This is a genomic window from Pseudorhodoferax sp. Leaf274, from assembly GCF_001422445.1.
GTDB lineage: Bacteria > Pseudomonadota > Gammaproteobacteria > Burkholderiales > Burkholderiaceae_C > Pseudorhodoferax.
The window spans coordinates 264183-282166 of record NZ_LMNA01000003.1; the positions used below are offsets into that span (position 1 = coordinate 264183).

The 17984-nt window shown below is 71.0% G+C and carries 16 protein-coding genes; 10 read left to right on the forward strand and 6 right to left on the reverse strand.

Features of this window, described 5'->3' with window-relative positions; genetic code table 11:
* The first annotated feature begins 121 nt into the window (after window positions 1–121).
* From ASF44_RS08050 to ASF44_RS08075, 6 genes are read left to right on the forward strand one after another with little or no spacing between them, the layout of a single operon-like run.
* On the forward strand, window positions 122–1744 hold the full coding sequence (locus ASF44_RS08050) for an ABC transporter substrate-binding protein (protein WP_056898683.1): 1623 nt from the start codon (window positions 122–124) through the stop codon (window positions 1742–1744).
* The gene (locus tag ASF44_RS08055) at window positions 1737–2744 is read left to right on the forward strand and encodes an ABC transporter permease (RefSeq protein ID WP_056898684.1); all 1008 of its coding nucleotides are present in this window, start codon (window positions 1737–1739) and stop codon (window positions 2742–2744) included. Before ASF44_RS08050 ends, ASF44_RS08055 begins: the two co-directional genes overlap by 8 nt.
* Before the next feature lie 26 nt (window positions 2745–2770).
* Window positions 2771–3673, forward strand: a complete 903-nt coding sequence (locus ASF44_RS08060) for an ABC transporter permease (RefSeq protein ID WP_056898685.1) — start codon at window positions 2771–2773, stop codon at window positions 3671–3673.
* On the forward strand, window positions 3670–5388 hold the full coding sequence (locus tag ASF44_RS08065; protein WP_056898686.1) for an ABC transporter ATP-binding protein: 1719 nt from the start codon (window positions 3670–3672) through the stop codon (window positions 5386–5388). The genes ASF44_RS08060 and ASF44_RS08065 overlap by 4 nt, the downstream gene beginning before the upstream one ends.
* Window positions 5385–6845 carry an FAD/NAD(P)-binding protein gene (locus ASF44_RS08070; RefSeq protein WP_056898687.1) on the forward strand — a complete coding sequence of 487 codons (1461 nt, stop codon included), beginning with the start codon at window positions 5385–5387 and terminating at the stop codon, window positions 6843–6845. The genes ASF44_RS08065 and ASF44_RS08070 overlap by 4 nt, the downstream gene beginning before the upstream one ends.
* 11 nt (window positions 6846–6856) lie before the next feature.
* Window positions 6857–7984, forward strand: a complete 1128-nt coding sequence (locus ASF44_RS08075; protein ID WP_056898688.1) for an alkylhydroperoxidase domain protein — start codon at window positions 6857–6859, stop codon at window positions 7982–7984.
* Window positions 7985–7988: 4 nt separating this feature from the next.
* Here ASF44_RS08075 and ASF44_RS08080 read toward each other — a convergent pair whose 3' ends face one another.
* Window positions 7989–9161: an acyl-CoA dehydrogenase family protein gene (locus ASF44_RS08080; RefSeq protein ID WP_056898689.1), complete on the reverse strand. Its 1173-nt coding sequence runs from the start codon at window positions 9159–9161 to the stop codon at window positions 7989–7991.
* Window positions 9162–9328: 167 nt separating this feature from the next.
* On the opposite strand from ASF44_RS08080, the gene ASF44_RS08085 reads away from it, so the two are divergent.
* Window positions 9329–9841: a TspO/MBR family protein gene (locus ASF44_RS08085; RefSeq protein ID WP_056898746.1), complete on the forward strand. Its 513-nt coding sequence runs from the start codon at window positions 9329–9331 to the stop codon at window positions 9839–9841.
* Between the two features lie 6 nt (window positions 9842–9847).
* Here ASF44_RS08085 and ASF44_RS08090 read toward each other — a convergent pair whose 3' ends face one another.
* The 5 genes from ASF44_RS08090 to ASF44_RS08110 form a co-directional block, all read right to left on the reverse strand.
* Window positions 9848–10831, reverse strand: coding sequence for a tripartite tricarboxylate transporter substrate binding protein (locus tag ASF44_RS08090; protein WP_056898690.1), 984 nt, complete (start codon window positions 10829–10831; stop codon window positions 9848–9850).
* A 94-nt stretch (window positions 10832–10925) separates the two neighbouring features.
* The gene (locus tag ASF44_RS08095; protein WP_056898691.1) at window positions 10926–11354 is read right to left on the reverse strand and encodes a VOC family protein; all 429 of its coding nucleotides are present in this window, start codon (window positions 11352–11354) and stop codon (window positions 10926–10928) included.
* An 86-nt stretch (window positions 11355–11440) separates the two neighbouring features.
* The gene (locus ASF44_RS08100; protein ID WP_056898692.1) at window positions 11441–12943 is read right to left on the reverse strand and encodes a tripartite tricarboxylate transporter permease; all 1503 of its coding nucleotides are present in this window, start codon (window positions 12941–12943) and stop codon (window positions 11441–11443) included.
* Window position 12944: 1 nt separating this feature from the next.
* On the reverse strand, window positions 12945–13457 hold the full coding sequence (locus tag ASF44_RS08105; protein WP_056898693.1) for a tripartite tricarboxylate transporter TctB family protein: 513 nt from the start codon (window positions 13455–13457) through the stop codon (window positions 12945–12947).
* Window positions 13458–13460: 3 nt separating this feature from the next.
* A complete protein-coding gene (locus tag ASF44_RS08110; RefSeq protein ID WP_056898694.1) occupies window positions 13461–14420 on the reverse strand; it encodes a tripartite tricarboxylate transporter substrate binding protein in 960 nt (319 codons plus the stop codon).
* 132 nt (window positions 14421–14552) lie between these two features.
* On the opposite strand from ASF44_RS08110, the gene ASF44_RS08115 reads away from it, so the two are divergent.
* From ASF44_RS08115 to ASF44_RS08125, 3 genes are all read left to right on the forward strand, one after another.
* On the forward strand, window positions 14553–15218 hold the full coding sequence (locus tag ASF44_RS08115) for a response regulator transcription factor (protein WP_056898695.1): 666 nt from the start codon (window positions 14553–14555) through the stop codon (window positions 15216–15218).
* A 1-nt stretch (window position 15219) separates the two neighbouring features.
* On the forward strand, window positions 15220–16626 hold the full coding sequence (locus ASF44_RS08120; protein ID WP_056898696.1) for a sensor histidine kinase: 1407 nt from the start codon (window positions 15220–15222) through the stop codon (window positions 16624–16626).
* A gap of 122 nt (window positions 16627–16748) precedes the next feature.
* Window positions 16749–17984: an HD-GYP domain-containing protein gene (locus ASF44_RS08125; protein WP_056898697.1), complete on the forward strand. Its 1236-nt coding sequence runs from the start codon at window positions 16749–16751 to the stop codon at window positions 17982–17984.

Below are 17984 nucleotides of genomic sequence, written 5' to 3' on the forward strand. Positions count from 1 at the left end.
CGCGACCAACGGCCGCCGCATACCGATATCCGATTTCCGCACTTGGGCGCAGCCAGCGCCGGTGCCATCCTTTCCGACCCTTTTTGCCGGTCGTCCAGAACACCTTTCCAGGAACCACAACATGACCAGACCCAACCGCCGCGCGTTCCTGCGCTCCTCTTCCGCCGCCACCGTGCTGGCCGGCGTGCCCGCCTGGGCCCTGCTCGAGGCTTCCTCTGCCATGGCCCAGACCAGCACCGCCGACGGCACGCTGACCGCCGTGCTGAACCCCGAACCGCCCGTGCTGGTCTCGTTCTCCAACACCGCGGGCACCAGCGTGACGGTCAGCTCCAAGGTGCTCGAAGGCCTGCTGGAATACAGCCACGACCTCACGCCACGGCCGCAGCTGGCCACCTCTTGGACGGTCAGCCCCGACGGCCTGGAGTACCTGTTCAAGCTGCGCGAGGGCGTGAAATGGCACGACGGCAAGCCCTTCGTGGCGGCCGATGCAGCGTTCTCCATCCTGCTGTCCAAGCGCTACCACCCGCGCGGCACGGCCACCTTCGCCAACCTGGCCGCGGCCGAGGCCGTGGATGCGCGCACGCTGCGGCTCAAGCTGTCCAAGCCCGCGCCCTACCTGCTGCTGGCGCTGTCGGCCGGCGAGACGCCGATCCTGCCTTCGCACCGCTACGACGCCGAGACCGCCGTGCAGAACCCGCTCAACGCCGCGCCCATCGGCACCGGCCCGTTCCGCTTCAAGCAGTGGGAGCGCGGCAGCCACATCATCTACGAGCGCAACCCCGACTACTGGCAGCCGGGTAAGCCCAAGGTGCAGCAGCTGGTGTTCCGCATCATCCCGGACATCGCGGCGCGGCTGAACGGCTTCCAGAACAAGTCCATCGACCTGGGCGAATCCAGCCCCATCCCGCTGTCCGAGGTGCCCAAGCTCGGTGCCTACCCGCACCTGGCCACCAGCACCGTGGGCTACGAGGACAACGCCACCATCACCATGCTCGAGTTCAACCTGGAACGCCCGGTGTTCCAGAAGCCCGAGGTGCGCCAGGCCATCGCCCACGCCATCAGCCGCGAGCAGATCAGGAACATCGCCTTCTACGGCTATGCCGTGCCGACGGTGGCGCCGGTGTCCAAGTCGAGCTTTCCGCGCTTCCACCTGGACGTGGCCGACCCCTATCCCTACGACGTGGAGAAGGCCAACCGCCTGCTCGACGCCGCCGGCTACCCGCGCAAGGGCAGTGCCCACCGCTTCGAGCTGACCATCCACGCCAACCCCTTCGGCGAGGGCTTCAAGCGCACCGCCCACTACGTGCGCTCTGCGCTGGCGCGCGTGGGCATCAACGTGATCGTGCGCGAGCAGGACCCGGGCAGCTACGTGCGCAGCGTCTACACCGACCGCGAGTTCGACTTCACGGTCAGCGGCGTCTCCACCATGTTCGACCCCACGGTGGGCCTGCAGCGCATCTACTGGTCCAAGAGCTTCAACACCAAGGTGCCATGGTCCAACGCCAACAAGTACCAGAACCCCGAGGTGGACCGGCTGCTGGAGGCTGCCGCCATCGAGACCGACGCGGCGCGCCGGGCCGATCTGTTCAAGCAGTTCCAGGCCATCGTGGTCAAGGAGATCCCGAGCATCGCGCTGGTGCAGACGCAGAACGTGACGGTCTACAACAAGCGCGTGGACGGCTTCAACCTCACGGCCGCCGGGCTGCGCGGCAACATCGCCGACGTGCAGTTCAAGGATGTCTGAGCACACGGCCGCCCTGGCGCCGCCGGGCCGCTTCGGGCCCGCGCTGCGCCGCACGCTGTGGCAGGCGTTGCCGACCGTGGTCGGCATCCTGGTGCTGAACTTCGTGCTGCTGCAGATGGTGCCGGGCGACGTGGTCGACGTGATGGCCGGCGAATCGGGCGGCGCCACGCTGGAGAGCATGGCGGCGCTGCGCGAGCAGTTCGGCCTGGTCGGCTCGGTCGGCGAGCGCCTCGTGGCCCACCTGCACCACCTGCTCACGCTGAACCTCGGCGTCTCGCCGCGCTACAACGTGCCCGTGACCGAGCTGATCCTGGGCCGGCTGCCCAACACGCTGTTCCTCGTCATCTCGGGCCTGCTGCTGGCGATCACGCTGGGCGTGCTGGTCGGCGCGGCCATGGCCACCTGGGCCGGGCGGCTGCCGGACCGGCTGCTGTCGCTGGCCAACCTGCTGCTGTACTCCACGCCGGGCTTCTGGATCGGCCTCATGCTGATCCTGCTGTTCTCGGTCAAGCTGGGCTGGTTGCCGGCCAACGGCTTCGCCACCATCGGCGTCGAACTGCACGGCTGGGCCTGGCTGGCGGACCGGCTGCACTACGCGGTGCTGCCCGTGGCCACGCTGTCGACCTTCTTCATCGCCGTGTACGGCCGGCTCACGCGCGCGGCCATGCTGGAAGTGCGCCAGCAGGACTTCGTGCGCACGGCGCGGTCCAAGGGCCTGTCGCCCGCGCGCGTGGTGTTCCGCCACGTGCTGCGCAACGCGCTGATGCCCATCACCACCGTGGCCGGACTGCACTTCGCGGCGCTGTTTGGCGGCGCGGCCGTGACCGAGACCGTGTTCGGCTGGCCGGGCCTGGGCAGGCTCACGCTGGAGGCCGTGATGACGCGCGACTTCAACCTGTTGCTGGGCATCCTCCTGCTGTCCTCGCTGCTGGTGGTGCTGGTCAACGTGCTGGTGGACCTGCTGCAGCTGTGGCTGGACCCGCGCATCGAGGCGCGCTGAAACCGTAACCCTTTTCCCATCCCCGCATGTCCTCCCTTGCTTCTTCGCCGCACGCGGCCGTGCCGTCGCGCCCGCATGGCCGCTCGCCCGGCGCACGCGCGTTCGCCGCGCTGCTGCGCAACCCGCTGGCGCTGGCCGGCATCGCCATCCTCGTGCTGACGGCCGTGGTGGCGGCCCTGGCCGGCGTGATCGCGCCCGGCGACCCGCTCGACATGGCCGGCATCCCGCTCCAGTGGCCCGGCGACGACGCCGCGCACCGGCTCGGCACCGATTCGCTGGGCCGCGATGTGTTCAGCGGCCTGGTGCACGGCACGCGCGCCTCGCTCATGGTCGGCCTGTCGGCCGCCAGCATCAGCCTGGCCATCGGCGTGGTGGTGGGCGCCGTCGGCGGCTACTTCGGCGGGCGCACCGACAACGTTCTGGTGCGCGTGACCGAGCTGTTCCAGACCGTGCCGGCCTTCCTGCTCGTGATCGTGCTGGTGGCCATCCACCAGCCCACGCTGCCCGTGATCCAGGCCGCCATCGGCCTGGCCTCCTGGCCCGAGATCGCGCGGCTGGTGCGCGCCGAGTTCCGCGTGCTGCGCGACAGCGACTTCGTGCTCGCCGCGCGCGCCAGCGGCTTCGGCCCGCTGCACATCATCTGGCACGAGGTGTTGCCCAACGCGCTGCCGCCGCTGATCGTGACCACCTCCATCCTGATCGCCAGCGCGATCCTGGCCGAATCCGGCCTGTCCTTCCTGGGCATGAGCGACCCCAACGTCGTGAGCTGGGGCGGCATGATTGGCGGCAACCGCGAACACATCGGCTCGGCCTGGTTCCTGACGGCGTTGCCGGGGGCGGCGATTGCCACCGTGGTGCTGGCGTTCAACCTGCTGGGGGATGGGCTCAACGACGCGCTGAACCCCCGTCTGCGGAGGCGTTCCGCATGACCGCCATTCTTTCGGTGCAGGACCTCGTGGTGCGCTACGACGGTCAGCCGCTGCTGCACGGCGTGGGCTTCGAGGTCGCCGCCGGCGAGACCGTCGCCTTGGTCGGCGAATCGGGCTGCGGCAAATCGACCACGGCACTGGCCGTGGCCGGGCTGCTGCCCGAGAACGCACGCGCCGCGGGCCGCATCACCTTCGAGGGCCAGGACCTCGTGGCCATGGCGCCGCGCGCACGGCGCCACCTGCAGGGCAACCGCATCGGCATGGTGTTCCAGGAGCCGCTGACCAGCCTGAACCCGGTGCTGACCATCGCCGAGCAGATCACCGAGGTGCTGCGTGAACACCAGACGCTGGGCGCCCGCGCGGCCCGCGCCCGCGCACTGAAACTGCTGGACCAGGTGCGCCTGCCCGGCACGGCGCGCGTGCTCGACGACTACCCGCACCACCTGTCGGGCGGCCAGCGCCAGCGCGTGATGATCGCGATCGCGATCGCCTGCGGGCCGCGCCTGCTGATCGCCGACGAGCCGACCACGGCGCTGGACGTGACCACGCAGGCCACCATCCTGTCGCTGCTCGACGAGCTGCGGCGCGGGCTGGACATGGGCCTCTTGCTGATCACGCACGACCTGGGCGTGGTGGCCGAGCGCGCCGACCGCGTGCTGGTCATGCACGGTGGCCGCGTGCTGGAGTCGGCCACGGCCGATGCGCTGTTCGCCACGCCGCAGCACGCCTACACGCGCGGCCTGCTGGGCGCCTCCCTGCGCAAGGACCAGCCGCGCCATTACAGCCGCGAGCGGCTGGCCGAGATCCGCGTGACGCCACGCGCCGACGGCGGCAACGACTTCGCGCTGACCGGTACCGCGCGCGCACCGCAGCCCGCACCGCCGCCCGCGGCCACGGGTGCGCCGCTGCTCGAAGTGCGCGAGCTGCACAAGCGCTTCCACCGCGGCGATGCGCCCGTGGCAGCGCTGAGCGGCGTGGGCTTCGACCTGCACGCGGGCGAGACGCTGGGCCTGGTCGGCCAGTCGGGTTCGGGCAAGTCCACGCTGGGCAAGATCGTGCTGCGCCTGCTGCGCGAGGACGCCGGCACGCTGCGCTTCCGGGGCGAAGACATCACGGCATTGCCCGAGCGCCGGCTCAAGGCCTTCCGGCGCCAGGCGCAGATGGTGTTCCAGGACCCCTATGGCTCGCTGAACCCGCGCCAGACTGTGGGCGAGATGCTGGACGCCGTGCAGCGCCTGCACCTCGACCTGGACCGCGCCGCACGCCACAAGGCCGCGCTGGCCATGCTCGACGCGGTGGGCCTGCCGGCCGACAGCCTGCAGCGTTACCCGCACGAGTTCTCGGGCGGCCAGCGCCAGCGCATCGGCATCGCCCGCGCGCTGGTGCTGCGGCCTGCGCTGCTGGTCTGCGACGAGCCGGTCTCCGCGCTCGACGTGTCGGTGCAGGCCCAGGTGCTGAACCTGCTGGTGGACCTGCGCCAGGCCTTCGGGCTGTCGTACCTGTTCATCTCGCACGACCTCTCGGTGGTGCGCTACATCGCCGACCGCGTGATGGTGCTGAACGAAGGCAGCATCGTCGAGAGCGGCCGCCACGACGCGCTGTGGGACGCGCCGCAGCACCCCTACACGCGCAGCCTGATCGACGCGGTGCCGGGGCGCGCCGCGGTGCCTGCATTCGGCTGGCCTTCCGTTGGAACCTTGGGAGCTGCGGCATGAACGCGCGCAGCCTGGACGGCCTGGCCGCGCTGGAACAACGCCTGCACGAAGACCTGGAGCGGCTTTGCCTGCCGGCCCCGGACTGGCTGCACCGCGCCGAGGACGATGCCGTGCTCGACGTCGCCATCGTCGGCGGCGGCATGTCGGGCCTGGCCGCGGCGGCCGCGCTGCGCCTGCTGGGCATCCAGCGCGTGCAGGTGTTCGACCGCAACCCGGCCGGCGAGGAAGGCCCCTGGGTCGCGCATGCGCGCATGGAGACGCTCCGCTCGCCCAAGCACCTGGTCGGCCCCGCGCTGGGCCTGCCCTCGCTGACCTTCCGCGCCTGGTACGAGGCCGCGTTCGGCCAAAGCGCCTGGGAGGCACTGGGCCGCATTCCGCGCGCGCAGTGGCAGGACTACCTGAATTGGTTCCGCGCCGCGCTGGCCTTGCCCGTGGCCAACCGGGTGCAGGTGGAGGGCATCGAAGGCGCCGTGCTAGCCGACGGGACCGACGGCGTGGCGTTCGCGGCCGTGTCGGGCAGCGAGCGCCGCCCGCGGCTGGCCCGCCACCTCGTGCTGGCCACCGGCATGGACGGCCTGGGCGGCGCGGCCGTGCCGGCCCTGGCCGATGCGCTGCCGCGCGCGCGTTGGCAGCACAGTTCGGAGCGCATCGACTTCCGTGCCTGGCGCGGCCGGCGCGTGGGTATCGTGGGCGGCGGCGATTCGGCGCTCGACGCCGCGGCCACTGCGCTCGAAGCCGGCGCGGCCGCGGTGGATGTCTTCGTGCGCGGCGCGGACTTCGCCCGCATCAACTACTGGAAGGCGTTCGCGCACGCCGGCCACTACCACGGCTTCGCGGCGCTGGCGCCCGCGTCGCGCCAGCCCATGCTGGATTTCCTCAAGGCGCAGAAGGTGCCGCCGGCCCAGGGCACGGTGCGGCGCGTGGCCGGTTTCGACAACGTGCGCCTGCACTTCAACAGCCCGGTGCGCGCGCTGGCGGTGGCGGCCGACGGCAGCATCGCACTGCGCACGCCGCATGCGGCCTACGCGCTCGACCACCTCGTGTTCGCCACCGGCTACCGCACGGATCTGGCGCTGCGGCCCGAGTTGGCCGCGCTCGCGCCGCACCTGCGCTGGTGGAGCGAGCGGCAGCCCGTGCATGCCTCCAGCTTTGCGCTCGACGGTTTCCCCGAGACCGCGGCCGACTTCTCGCTCGTCGCGCGCGATCCGGCGGCCTGCCCCGTGCTCGCGCGCGTGCACCTGTTCACGGGCGCCGCGCTCATGAGCCAGGGCAAGCTCACGGGCGACATCCCGGGCATCGGCCATGGTGCGGAGCGGCTCGCGCGCGGCATCGCGGCGCGGCTCTACGCGGCCGATTTCGACCGGCAACTGCAGGCCGTGCAGGCCTATGGCGAACTGGAAGTGCAGGGCGACGAATGGGCGCGCATCCGCGTGGACCATCCGGCCCCGCCGATTTGAGGAGAAACAGCATGCCCGATCCCACCGTGCCAAGCCACGAAACCCTGGCTGCGCGCCTGGCCGGCGTGGCGGCCGGCAGCCCGCTGGCCGAGGCCCTGGCCATGCGCGCCGACGCGAACCTGCACGCCGAGGCCAGCGCGCAGGTTCTGTTCGAGCGTGTCGACACGCAGCGCCTGTCGCATGCGGAACGCTTTGGCATCGCGCTGGCCACGGCCGACCTGCATGCGGACATCCGGCTGTCTGCGCACTATGGCGAGCGCCTGGCGCAGGCCGGCGGCCCGCCGCCCGAGGACGCGCGCTGGACAGCCGCGCTGCGCCACGTGCGCCTGCTGGTCGTGGAGCCCGTGCGCGCCGCGGCCACCGACTTGCGCGCACTCGAGACGGCCGGCTGGTCGGCCGATGCCATCCTGACGCTGTCGCAGGTGGTCGCGTACGTGAGCTTCCAGAGCCGTTTCGTGGCGGGCTTGGCGCTGTTGGCCGATACGGCCGCCGCGGCCGGCGGCGAGCCGCCTGTGCCGGCCGGCGTGTGGCACACACAGCCGACCGCGCTGAGCGGCCGGCCCGCGCCCACCGCATTCACACGCGACGAACTCGGCTGGGAACCCTGGCTTGCACCGCGTGCGGCGGCCACGCTGTCGCCGGCCGAGACCGAACAGTTGCAAAAGGCCGGCCACCTGCAGTCGGACTACTTCATGCTGCTGGCGCGGGACACGCCGGTGCTGGACCACCGGACGCGCACCGACAAAGGCATCTTCTACACGCACGGCGGCCTGTCGCGCGCTGAGCGCGAGCTGGCGGCCACCGTCACGAGCAAGGTCAATGGCTGCATCTACTGCGCCTCGGTGCACGCGCGCAAGGCGGCGCAGCTGTCGGGCGAGGTGGCTGCCGCCGATGCCCTGCTGGCCGTGGCGCCGGGCGGTGACCTGGCGGCTGGTCAGTCGCCGCGCTGGCAGGCGCAGATCCGCTTCGCGGCGCAGCTGGCGGCCACGCCGTCGCGCCTGGGCGTCGCCGAACTGGCGCCCTTGCAGGCGCTCGGCCTGACCACGCTGGAGCTGCTGGACCTGGTGGGGGCTGTAGCTTTCTTCTCCTGGGCCAACCGGCTCATGCTGACGCTGGGCGAGCCGTTCCGCCAGCCTTGACGGCTCAGTGCCGCTCGATGCCGCGCCGCGCGATGGTCTTGGCCATGCTCCAGCGGTGCACCTCGCTCGGGCCGTCGTAGACGCGGAAGGCGCGCATGTCGCGGAAGATGCGGGCGACGATGGTCTCGTCGCTGACGCCGCTGGCGCCCAGGATCTGCACCGAACGGTCGACCACGCGCCACTCGGCCTCCGAGCACAGCACCTTGGCCACGCTGGATTCGTGGCGGCCTTTCTGGCCCTGGTCCAGCACCCAGGCGCAGTGCCAGATGGCCAGGCGCGCGCTGTGCAGGTCCATCTCGTTGTCGGCCAGCATGAAGCCCACGCCCTCGTGCTCCACGAGCGGCTGGCCGAAGGCCTTGCGCGTCTTGGCGTAGTCGCTGGCCACATCGTGCGCGCGGCGCGCCTGGCCCAGCCAGCGCATGCAGTGCGTGAGGCGTGCGGGCGCCAGGCGGATCTGGGCATAGCGGAAGCCCTGGCCCAGCTCGCCCAGCACGTCGGTGGCCGGCACGCGCAGGCCGTCGAAGCGCACCACGCCGTGGCCGCCCGTGAAGCAGCTGTCCAGCGCGTCGATCTGGCGCTCGATGACGATCTCTTTCTGGGCCATGTCGGCCAGGAACATGGTGGCGCTGCCGTCTTCCATGCGCGCCATGACGATGGCGAAGCCCGCGCCCGTGGCGCCCGTGATGAACCACTTGGTGCCGGTGATCACGTAGTCGTCGCCGTCGCGCACGGCCAGGGTCTGCATCATCGACGGGTCGGAGCCCGCGCCCGGGGGCGGCTCGGTCATGCAGAAGCACGAGCGCACGTGGCCGTCGATCAGCGGCTGCAGCCAGCGCTTCTTCTGTGCGTCGGTGGCCACCACTTCCATCAGGTGCACGTTGCCTTCGTCGGGCGCGTGGATGTTGAGCGCCACCGGGCCCAGCGGCGAGTAGCCGGCTTCCTCGAACACGATGGCCTTGTCCACGTGCGACAGGCCCAGGCCGCCGTGCTCTTTCGACGCATGCGGCGTCAGCAGGCCGGCGCGCTTGGCGCGCGCGACCAGCTCGTCGCGCAGCGCCTCGTGCGGGCCGTGGTGGTCCTGGCGCGGATCCTTCTCCAGCGGGATGACCTCTTCGGCGATGAAGCGGCGGGTGCGCTCCTGCAGGTCCTGCTGGGCGGGGGAGAGGCTGAAATCCATGGGGGCGTTCGGGGGTTGGACAGTGAGGCGCGAGCCTAGCGCAGCGCTTCTCGGCGGCCGTGTCACCTTGGCTACCCGGCGGGGCAGGCGCTGTCGCGTCGGCGGCATGCGCCCTCGTGCGCGCGCGGCCTACAGACGCACACGTGCGCGCAGGGCAGCATGTGGGCATGCCCCTGCCCCCACCCCCGACCTTCATTCCCTTGACGCGCACCCGGCACCCCTGGCTGGGACTGCTGGGCTGGCTGCTGCTGTGCTTTGCCGTGGCCGCCCTGGGTTCTTTCGCCTCGCGCGGCGCGCCATCGTTCTATGCGCAGCTCGACCAGCCGGCCTGGGCGCCGCCCGCCAGCGTGTTCGGGCCGGTCTGGACCGTGCTGTTCGTCCTGATGGCGGTGGCGGCCTGGCAGGTCTGGCGCCTGCGCGGCTGGTCTGCGCCGCTGGCCCTGTTCCTCGCGCAGCTCGCCGCCAACAGCCTGTGGAGCTGGCTCTTCTTCGGCTGGCACCTGGGCGGGCCGGCGTTTGCCGACGTGCTGCTGCTGTGGGCGCTGCTGGCCGCCACGCTGGCCGGCTTCTGGCGCATCCGCCGCAGCGCCGGCCTGCTGCTGGTGCCTTACCTGGCCTGGGTCACGTTCGCGGCCGCGTTGAACTGGGACCTGTGGCAACGCAACCCGGCGCTGTTGTGACGGGCCTTACTTCTTCACGTCGATCTTGGCCAGGATGCCCTTGAACATCTCGCGGTCGGCCAGGATCTGCTTGAGGAACACGTCGCCCTCGGCATACGAATAGCCCAGGTTGCTGCGCTCCAACGTCTCGCGGAAGGCCGGCTCGGCGGCCGCCTGCCGCGCCATGGTGCGCAGCTTGCCCACCACCTCGTCGGGCGTGCCCTTGGGCACGGCCAGGCCGCGCCAGGCGCCGACCGTGAGGTCCACGCCGCGCTCCTTGAGCGTGGGTGTGTTGGCGAACAGGCCTGGCATGCGCGCATCGGCCATCACGGCCAGCACGCGCAGCTTGCCGGCCGCCACGTGCTGCGCCACCTCGCCGGGGCTCACGGTCACCGCGTCGAGGTGGCCGCCCAGCAGGCTCAGCACGGCCGGATTGCCGCCCTGGTAGGGGATGTGCGTGAAGCGCGCGCCGGTCTTCTCCTCGAGGGCCAGCGCCGCCACGTGCCAGGCGTCGCCGGTGCCGGCATTGCCCACGCGGATTTTCTCGGGCGCCTGCTTCGCCGCGGCGAGGAACTCCTCGATGCTCTTCCAGGGCGCGTCGGCCGCGACCGTGACGGCCGAGGGATCGTTGTTGAGCCGTGCGATGAAGGTGTAGTCCTCCACAACCACCTTGGTCAGGTTCAGCGCGGGCAGGATCGCCAGGTTCACGCTGACCACGCCCATCTTGTAGCCGTCCTTCTTGGCCTGGGCCACGTCGGTGAAGCCGATGGAGCTGGCCGCGCCGGGCTTGTTGACGACGACGATGGGCTGCGCGAAGTGCGTGCGTGCGGCCTCGCCGAAGGTGCGCGCCACGGCGTCGGTGCCGCCCCCGGCGGCGGCCGAGACCACGAGTTCGACGGGCTTGTTCGGGTAGTCCTGCGCCAGGGCCGGGATGGCGAGGCAAAGGCCGGCGCTGCAGGCCAGGCCGAGCAGCAGATGGCGCCGCGCGGGCGCCCCAGGGATGTGGATCATGAAACCTCGGCAGTGCACTGGCACGGCGCCAGCGGCCTGCGAGTGTCAGCGCTGAGGTACGGTATGCAAGTAGGTGTGAACCCGCGCCGGCTGTCTAGAACGTGACGCGCACCGAGGGCGCGCTGCGCGTCGCCTCGCCGTGGAACACGGCCTCGATGTTGTTGCCGTCCGGGTCGATCACGAAGGCCCCGTAGTAGCCCGGGTGGTAGGGCCGCTCGCCCGGTGCGCCGTTGTCGCGGCCGCCATGGGCCAGCGCGGTCTGGTGGAACGCGTCCACGGTGGCGCGGTCCTTGGCCTGGAAGGCCAGGTGGTGGCGGCCCGTCAGCTGGCCCTGCGCGGCTTCGCTGCTGGCGGTCGAGATGAACAGCTCGTCGGCCCAGAAGTAGTCGTCGCCCGCGCCGCCCAGCGGGATCTCCAGCGTCGCGAACACGGCGGTGTAGAACGCGCGGCTGGCTTCGAGATCGCGCACCACCAGCTGGATGTGGTCGATCAGCCGGCCCCGGTGCAGTTCGTTGGTCTCCATCGCATGCTCCTTGGCAAAAGGAAAAGCCGGCAGCGTACGCCCGCGAGGGGGCTCCGTGCCGGCTTTCCCGCAGCGGTGGCGGGGATTCAGCCCGCCTTGCGCCGCCCCATCCACTGCACCGCGCGCGGCAGCACCAGCACGGCCAGCACGACGACCAGCAGCGCCAGCGACATGGGCCGCTGCAGGAACACCATGGCGCTGCCTTCGCCGATGGACACGGCGTTGCGCAGCTGCGCCTCGGCCAGCGGGCCCAGGATCATGCCGACCACCACCGGCGCGGTCGGGAAGGCATAGCGCCGCATCACCACGCCCAAGAGGCCGATGCCGAACAGCAGGAACAGGTCGAACGCGCTTTGCCGCATGCCGTAGGCGCCCACGGTCGAGAAGATCAGGATGCCGGCGTACAGCTGCGGCTTGGGGATCTTCAAGAGCTTGACCCACAGGCCCACCAGCGGCAGGTTCAGCACCAGCAGCATGATGTTGCCGATGTACAGCGAGGCGATCAGCGCCCAGACCAGCGCGGCCGAGGTGGTGAACAGCTGCGGGCCGGGCTGGATGCCGTAGTTCTGGAACGCGCCGAGCAGGATGGCCGTGGTGTTGCTGGTCGGGATGCCCAGCGTCAGCAACGGGATCAGCGCGGCCGTCACGGTGGCGTTGTTGGCCGCCTCGGGGCCGGCCACGCCTTCGATGGCGCCCTTGGTGCCGAACTCGGCCCGGTTCGCCGGGTCCTTGGCCAGCTTCTTCTCGGTGGCGTAGGACAGGAAGGTCGGGATCTCGGTGCCGCCCGCCGGGATGCAGCCGAACGGCGTGCCGATGGCCGTGCCGCGCAGCCAGGCCGGGATCGAGCGCTTCCAGTCGCGCGCGGTCATGTGCACGCGGCTGAGCTTGTTCTGCGACTCGGCCACCTTGCCCTCGTACAGCACGGCGTAGAGCACCTCGGCCACGGCGAACAGGCCGACGGCGACCAGCACGATCTCGATGCCGTCCAGCAGTTCTGGGATGTTGCCCACGTAGCGGCCCTGCCCCGAGATCTGGTCCAGGCCCACGCAGCCGATCGCCAGGCCGATGAACAGCGCCGTCATGCCGCGCAGCGTGCTCTGGCCCAGCACCGCGCTGACGGTGGTGAAGGCCAGCAGCATGAGCATGAAGTATTCGGGCGGGCCGAGCTTGACCGCGAACTCGGCCACGCTCGGGGCGAACAGCGTCACGATGACGGTGGCGATGGTGCCGGCCACGAACGAGCCGATCGCCGCCGTGGCCAGCGCCGCGCCGGCGCGGCCGCTCTTGGCCATCTTGTTGCCTTCCAGCGCCGTGACCATGGAGGCGGTCTCGCCCGGCGTGTTGAGCAGGATGGAGGTGGTGGAGCCGCCATACATGGCGCCGTAGTAGATGCCGGCGAAGAAGATCATCGAGGCCGTGACCTCGACCTTGCCGGTGATGGGCAGCAGCATGGCCACGGCCACGGCCGGGCCGATGCCGGGCAGCACGCCGACGGCCGTGCCGAGCGCGCAGCCGACCAGGCACCACAGCAGGTTGCTGACGGTGATGGCCTGGCTGAAGCCCTGCATCAATGCGTTGAAGATGTCCATGTCAGAACCATCCGGTGTCGGTGAGGCCCGGCAGGTTGATCGCCAGGAACTTGGTGAACATCCAGTAGACGGGCGCGGAGATCAGCAGCCCCGTGACGAGGTCGGTCGCCCAGGTGCGCGCGCTGCCCGCGATCGCCTGGCCGCCCGCGCGGCGCAGGCCCTGCACGGCCAGCACGTAGCACAGCGTGCAGCCCAGGATGAAGCCCAGGTGCTCGATCACCGCGGCGTTGAGCAGCAGGCCGGCCGAGACCCAGACGAAGCCGCTCCAGTACGGTGCCGGCAGGTCGGCGTCCTCGCCCGTGTCGCGGAAGCCGCCGCGGCCGGCCTCCAGCAGCAGCAGCACGCCGCACAGCGTGAGCACGGCCGCGCACAGCATGGGCAGGAAATTGGGGCCCACGCCGCCGTAGCCGGCGTCCGAGGAGATGCCCAGGGCGCCCCAGCCCATGGCCAGCCCGGTCAGCAGGACGCCCAGGCTGACCAGCGTCTGCGGGCCGCGTTGATCGCTTGCCGCCATGGGTCAGACCATTCCGGACTTGGCCATGATCGCGCGCAGCGAGGCGAATTCGTCGTCGACGAACTTGTCGAACTCGGGCCCGGTCAGCACGGCCGGCGTCCAGTCGTTCTTCTTGACGGCCTCTTGCCACGACGCGCTCTTGACCGCGGTCAGCACCATGTCGGTCAGCGCCTTGCGCTGCGGCGCCGTGAGGCCCGGCGCGCCATAGACGCCGCGCCAGTTGCCGATCACCACGTCGATGCCCTGTTCCTTGAGCGTGGGCACGTTGACGCCGGGCAGGCGCTGCTCGGAGGTGACGCCGATCGCGCGCATCTTGCCGTCGGCAATGTAGGGCGCGAACTCGCTCATGCCGCTGCCGCCGATGCTCACGTTGCCGCCCAGGATGGCGGCCGTGGCCTCGCCGCCGCCACGGAAGGCCACGTAGTTGATCTTGGCCGGGTCCACGCCGGCACGGCTGGCGATCATGGCCGCGGCGATGTGCTCGGTGGCACCGCGCGAGCCGCCTCCCCACTTGACGCTGCCGGGGTCCTTCTTGAGCTGGGCCACCACGTCGGCCATGGTCTTGAACGGCGAGTTGGCCGGCAGCACGAACACGTTGTATTCGCTGATCAGGCGCGCGATCGGCGTGGCCTGCGACAGGTTCACCGGCGGCTTGCCGGTGATGATGCCGCCCAGCATCACGGCGCCCATCACCATGAGCGCGTTGGCATCGTTCTTGGAGCCGTTGATGAACTGGGCCAGGCCCAGCGCGCCGGCGGCGCCGCCCTTGTTGTCGAAGCTCACGGTGTCGGCGGCCTTGGAGTCCATCAGCGCCTTGCCCAGCGCGCGGCCGGTGATGTCCCAGCCGCCGCCGGGGTTGGCCGGGATCAGCATCTTGACGTTGGGCGCGGCCAGCGCGTGCAATGGCAGGCCGCCGGTGGCGGCGAGGGCGGCTAGTGACTTGAGGAAGGTGTCGCGGCGCATGCGGAAGTCTCCTGGTGTGTGGGTGAGGAATGCAGATCGGGTGCAGGCTGACCACAGCCTGACGGCGTGGCTATGATGCGCCGCCCTCCTGTCAGTTGGCTGTCCGCCAGCCTGGGGTAAATACCGAGAACCATGAAGCTGCTGCTCGTCGAAGACGATCCCGCGATGCAGGCCACGCTGCAGCGCGCGCTGGGCCGCAAGCAGATCGACGTGCGCGTCTGCGGCGACGGTGCGGCGGCCCTGGCGCTGTGGCAGGCCCTGGCCCCCGACGTGGTGGCGCTGGACCTCAGCCTGCCCGGCCGCGACGGCCTGCAGGTGCTGGCCGATGCGCGCGCCGCCGGCCTGCGCACGCCGGTGCTGCTGCTGACCGCGCGCGGCACCGTGGGCGACCGCGTGCTGGGCCTGAACGCCGGTGCCGACGACTACCTGCCCAAGCCCTTCGACCTCGATGAGCTGGAGGCCCGGCTGCGCGCGCTGCGCCGGCGCCAGGGCGGTGCGGACGAGCCCGTGCCCGAGGTCGGCGCGCTGCGGCTGGACCCGGCCAGCGGCGCCGTCTACCTGCGCGGCGAGGTGCTGGAGCTGACCCCGCGCGAGGCCGCATTGCTGCGTGCGCTGATGGCCAAGCCCGGCCACGCCGTGGCCAAGGAGCGGCTGTTCGCGCTGGTGTTCCCGGGCGAGGGCGAGGTGCACGCCGAGGCCATCGAGGTGGTGGCCTACCGGCTGCGCAAGAAGCTGGCGGGCAGCGGCGCGAGCCTGGTCACGCTGCGTGGCCTGGGCTACCTGCTCAAGCCAGACTGAGATGTCCGCGCGGACCTCGCTGCGCTTTCGGCTGCTGCTGGGCCTGCTGGTGCCGCTGACGCTGTTCATCGTGCTCAACAGCATCAGCGTCTACCGCCAGGCGCTGGCGGCCGCCACCACCGCCTACGACCGCACGCTGCTGGCCTCGGCCAAGACCATCGGCGAGCAGCTGGACGTGCAGGGCTACGACGACCTGGCCGAACTGCGCGCCACCGTGCCGTTCTCGGCGCTGGAAGCCTTCGAGGCCGACAACCAGAGCCGCATGTACTACCGCGTGTCGCGCAGCGATGGCGAGATGATCTCCGGCTTTGCCGAGCTGCCGTTCTGGCGCGGCACGCTGCCGGCGCGGCCCCCCTATGCCGCGCTGGTGGATTTCTACGACGACCGCTTCCGCGAACGGCCGGTGCGCGTGGCCGTGCTGCTGCAGCCCGTGGCCAGCGAACGCGGGCGCGGCATGGCGGTGGTGCAGGTGGCCGAGACGCTGGAGCTGCGCGAGTCGTTGGCGCGCCGGCTGCTGCTGGACATGCTGTGGCGCCAGCTGCTGCTGCTGGCCGTGGTGGCGGCCGCCACGGTGCTGGTGGTGCAGCGGGCCACGCGGCCGGTGCGGCAGCTGGGTCAGGCGATCCAGGCGCGCGCGGTCGACGACCTGTCGCCGATCCAGGCGGCCGACACGCCGCGCGAGCTGGCGCCGCTGGTCGACGCCATGACCGCCGTCATGGCGCGCTTGCAGCACCTGCTGGACCACCAGAAGCGCTTCGTGCGCGACGCGGCCCACCAGCTGCGCACACCGCTGGCTGTGCTGAGGATCCAGGTGCAATCGGCGCGGCGTGGCGATGCGCCCGCGCCGCAGGCGCTGGCCGAGATCGGCCAGACGTTGGAGCGCGCCACCATCCTGGCCAACCAGATGCTGTCGCTGGCCAAGGTGGAGCAGTTGCGCCAGCGCCCCGAGTTCGAGCTGCTCGACCTGGCCGAGGCCGTGCGCGGGGTGGCGCTGGACGTCTCGCCCCTGGTGGCCGACAAGGGCCTGGATTTCTCGCTCGACGCGCAGCCCACGCCGGTCCAGGCGCACCGCTGGATGCTGCAGGAGCTCACCCGCAATCTGCTGCACAACGCCATCCGCCACAGCCCGCCCGGCGCCGCGCTGCACGTACAGGTGGCGTCCCAGGCGGGCCGGGCGCTGCTGCGCGTGGCCGATGGCGGGCCGGGCATCTCCGCCGAGCTGCGCCAGCGGCTGTTCACGCCTTTCGCGGCCGGCGACATGGCGCGCGGGTCGGGCCTGGGCCTGGCGATCTGCCGCGAGATCGTGCAGGCACTGGACGGCGACATCGCGCTGGACAACCGCCTCGCCGGCGATGGCGCGGTGCTCGGGCTGGACGCCGTGGTGCGCCTGCCGCAGTCCACCGGATAGGCGTTGGAGCGGGCCATGCCCGCTTCTATACTGGCCGCGACACAAAAGCTGTCCACCGGTTTTGTCGCCTGTCTTGGGCGGATCGAGGGTCAGGGAGGTAGGCAAGTGCAGGACGACAAGCGGTGATCAAGAAGATCCCCACGCGCGAGCTGCGCATCGGCATGTATGTCCAGGAGTTCTGCGGCTCGTGGATGGACCACCCTTTCTGGCGCGCGCGGTTCAAGATCCGCACGCCGGCCGAGTTGCAGCGCATCGTCTCGGGCGGCGTCAGCGAGCTGTGGATCGACACGGCCAAGGGCCTCGATGTCGAGACGCCGGCCGAGGCAACCGTGGACCGCGCTGCCGTGGACGCCGAGATCGAACGCCAGCTGGAGCATGCGGCCACGATGCCGGCGCCGCTGGGCCTGTTCGACACCCAGGACGAAGACCCGTTCGAGGCCGCCGCCGCACTGGTGCGCCGCTCGGTGCCGCAGATCGCCCGCATGTTCAACGAGGCCCGCATGGGCCAGGCCGTGGACCTGGGCGCCAGTGCGCAGATGGTCGACGAGATCTCCAGCTCGGTGGCCGACAACCCTGGTGCGCTGATCAGCGTGGTGCGGCTCAAGAACCACGACGAATACACCTACATGCACTCGATGGCCGTGGGCGCGCTCATGGTGGCCCTGGGCCGGCAGATGGGCCTGAGCCCCAACCTGCTCAAGCGCGCCGCCATGGCCGGCCTGTTGCACGACCTGGGCAAGGCCAAGGTGCCTTTGGCCATCCTCAACAAGCCCGGCAAGCTGACCGATGCCGAGTTCGCGCTCGTCAAGCAGCATCCGGTGCTGGGCCACGGCATGCTGCAAGGCATCGCGGGCGCGGGGCCGGTGGTGCTGGACGTGTGCCTGCACCACCACGAGAAGTTCGACGGCAGCGGCTACCCCCACGGCCTGGCCGGCGAGAAGATCAGCATGCTGGCGAAGATGGGCGCGGTCTGCGATGTCTACGACGCCATCACCTCGGTGCGGCCCTACAACAAGGGCTGGGATCCGGGCGAGGCGCTGCGCCGCATGGCGCAATGGCGCGGCCATTTCGATCCCGACGTGTTCCAGGCCTTCGTGCGGACCGTGGGCATCTACCCGGTCGGCTCGCTGCTGCGGCTGCATTCGGGGCTGCTGGCTGTGGTGGTGCAGCAGAACCCCGCCCAGCCGATGGCGCCCAAGGTGAAGGTGTTCTACAGCCCGCGCGCGCGCAAGCGCATCGAGCCCTACGAGCTGGACCTGGCCAGCGCGTTCGTCGAAGACAAGGTGTTGGGCTGCGAATCGCCCGAGGACTGGGGCTTCACCGACCTTGACCGGCTCTGGGGCGCCCCCGCGCCTTGA